Source organism: Herpetosiphonaceae bacterium, assembly GCA_036374795.1.
Lineage (GTDB): Bacteria > Chloroflexota > Chloroflexia > Chloroflexales > Kallotenuaceae > LB3-1.
This window is the reverse complement of record DASUTC010000260.1, coordinates 1-2,599: the sequence shown is the minus strand read 5'-3', so window position 1 is coordinate 2,599 and position 2,599 is coordinate 1. Positions and strand designations below refer to the sequence as shown.

At 69.3% G+C, this 2,599-nt stretch carries 1 protein-coding gene; it reads right to left on the bottom strand.

What is annotated here, in order from left to right; translation table 11 throughout:
• Nucleotides 1-2,599: amino acid adenylation domain-containing protein (locus VFZ66_19345; GenBank protein HEX6291348.1), on the bottom strand; the 2,599-nt coding region annotated here is incomplete at both ends.

Genomic DNA, 2,599 nt, shown 5'->3' with positions numbered 1-2,599 from the left:
GTGTTCTTGGGCGGCGGGTCTGTGTTCGACGACGTACGCCACGATGCGGGGATCGCCTGGCGCATCCGCGCGCAGCAGGACCAGCGCCTCGCGCACGGTCGCATGCTGCCGCAGCACCGCCTCGATCTCCCCCAGCTCGATACGGTAGCCCCGTACTTTCACCTGCTGGTCGCTCCGGCCCACGAACACGAGCGCGCCGTCAGGGCGGTAGCGCGCCAGATCGCCCGTGCGGTAGAGTCGCGCGCCAGGGCTTGGGCTGAACGGATCGGGCACGAAGCGCTCCGCCGTGAGATCCGGGCGGTTGAGATAGCCCCGCGCCAGTTGGAGGCCGCCAATGTACAGCTCGCCTGCCACGCCGATCGGCACCGGCTCCATCTGTGTATCAAGGAGATAGACCTGGGTGTTGGCGATCGGGCGGCCAATCTGCGGCAGCGTCGTATCCCGCGTATCGACCACCGCGCAGGTTGTCACGACGCTATTCTCGGTCGGGCCGTAGTGGTTGATCAGCGGGCAGGGCAGCGTGCTCCCGGTTAGCACGTGCAGCAGATCGCCGCCCGTCAGCAGCGCCCGCAGCGCCACGGTGGACGGCCAGGACTCAGCCGCCACCGCTTCTGCCAGCGGCGTCGGCAGGAAGCTCACCGTGATCGACTCGGCGGCCAGCCACGCGACCAGCGCTGCGGGCGTCGCGCGCACGTCCTCCGATGGTATGTGGACACTAGCGCCGCAGGCCAGATACGGCCACAGCTCCCACACCGCCGCATCAAACGCCAGCCCAGCCACCAGCGAGCCACGATCGGACTCTGTCAGCGCATAGGTCTGCTGGTGCCAGCGGACGAGGTTGACCACGCCGCGATGCGGCACGAGCACCGCCTTGGGCGTGCCGGTCGAGCCGGAGGTGTAGATCGCATAGGCGACGTGATCGGCTGTGACGCGGCACGGTGGCGCGCTGGTAGGCTGCTGCGGCCAGGCCGTATCGAGCGTGATGATCTGCGGCACCTGTCCATCCTGTGGCAGCAATGCGCGATGCGTGAGCAGCACAGTAGGCTGCGCATCGTCGAGCATGCCTTGCAGCCGGGATGGCGGCGTGTCGGGATCGAGCGGCAGGTAGGCACCGCCCGCCTTGAGCACCGCCAGTGCCGCGATCACGAAGTCCGGCGAGCGCGGCAGCAGCAGCGCAACGTAGGTGTCTCCACGGGTGTGGCTGCCGACGCCTTGCTCACGCAGCTCATGCGCAAGCTGGTTGGCGCGCGCGTTCAGCTCGTGATAGCGCAGCGTCGTGTCGCCGAAGCGCACGGCAATGGCGTCGGGCGTGCGCGCCGCCTGCGCTGCTACCAGTTCGTGCAGGCACTCGTCCTCCCCATACGCCGTCTCGGTCGCGTTCCAGCCCACGATGAGCTGCTGCCACTCGGCGTCGCTCAGCAGCGGCAGCCGCGCGATGCACTGCGCCGGATCGGCCACGATCCCCTCCAGCAGCCGCCCATACTGCTGCCCCAGCCGCGCCATCGTCCCCGCGTCGAACAGCGCCGTGCGATACTCGATGGCACCCACCAGGCCGCCGGGTGTCTCACTCAGCACCAGGCTCAGATCAAACTTGGCCGTGTGGCCCTCGACGGCCAGCGGCTCGATCGTGAGATCGGGCAGATCCATCATCGTGCGCGGCGTGTTTTGCAATACGAACATCACCTGGAACAACGGCGTGCGGCTGGTATCACGCGCTGGCTGCACCTGCTCCACCAGCAGCTCGAAGGGCAGATCTTGATGGGCGTAGGCGTCAAGGCAGACCGCGCGCACCCGTTCGAGCAGCGCCGCGAAGCTCGGATTGCCCGCCAGATCGGTCCGCAGCACCAGCGTGTTGACAAAGAAGCCGATCAGCCCGTCCAGCTCCGGCCGCACCCGTCCGGCGATCGGTGTGCCGACCGCGATGTCGGTCTGCCCGCTATAGCGCGCCAAGAGCGTCTGCCACGCCGCCAGCAGCGTCATGAACAGCGTCACGCCCGCCTGCTGGCTGAGCTGGTGCAGCGCCGCCGTCAGTGCGGCGGGCACCGCCACGCGCACCGCTGCCCCCGCCGCGCTCAGCAGCGGCGGACGCGGATAGTCGGTGGGCAGATCGAGCGGCGGCACGTCGGTAAGCTGGTGTCGCCAGTAGGCGAGCTGCTGCTCCAAGACCGCGCCCTGCAACCACTGCCGCTGCCAGGCCGCGTAGTCGGCGTACTGCACCGGCAACGGCGGCAGCTCGACCGGATTGTGCTGGACAAAGCCCCGGTAGAGCAGGCTCAGCTCGTGCAGCAGCACGCCCTGCGACCAGCCATCCGAGACGATGTGATGTACCACTAGCACCAGCACGTGCGCCTCAGGCGCCAGGCCCAGCAGCGCCGCGCGCAGCAGCGGCCCGGCAGCGAGATCGAAGGGCTGCGCCACCGCGTGGGCGACCCACTGGCGCAGCCAGGCGACGCGCGCGTCCTCCGGCAGCGTCGGCACGCCCAGCAGCGGCAGCGGTACCAGCGCGGGCGGGTCGATCACCTGGACGGGCTGGCCGTCGTGATCGACGAAGCGGGTGCGCAGGCTCTCATGGCGCTCGACCAGCGCGCTGAGCGCCTGC